This is a genomic window from Colwellia sp. MB02u-10, from assembly GCF_014077185.1.
Classification (GTDB): domain Bacteria; phylum Pseudomonadota; class Gammaproteobacteria; order Enterobacterales; family Alteromonadaceae; genus Cognaticolwellia.
Genome location: NZ_JACGVK010000092.1, coordinates 1 through 251 on the forward strand (window position 1 = coordinate 1; position 251 = coordinate 251).

The following is a 251-nucleotide window of genomic DNA, read 5'->3' on the forward strand; positions in this document are numbered from 1 at the left end:
CATTCCCAAGGGGATGACGCTTGTGCCGACTATTTCTGATGAGAAATTATCTAACGACGCGGATACAGACGTTTTACTTACTGAGTTCACATGGGTTAGCTCAAATACAGCGGTTGCGACGGTTGTAGACGGCACAGTAACGGTATTAGCTAATGCGCCATTAGCTACAGACACGACGATAACCGCTACTTTAACGGTGGGTTACGGAGACCCTGTTACCGCGAGTTTTGTGGTGACGGCAATAGCACCGC

At 49.0% G+C, this 251-nt stretch carries 1 protein-coding gene; it reads left to right on the plus strand.

Annotated elements, in window-relative coordinates; translation table 11 throughout:
- Window positions 1-22: 22 nt before the first annotated feature.
- The coding region (locus H4J59_RS03990; protein ID WP_310733157.1) for a hypothetical protein at window positions 23-251 on the plus strand (229 nt) is incomplete at its 3' end.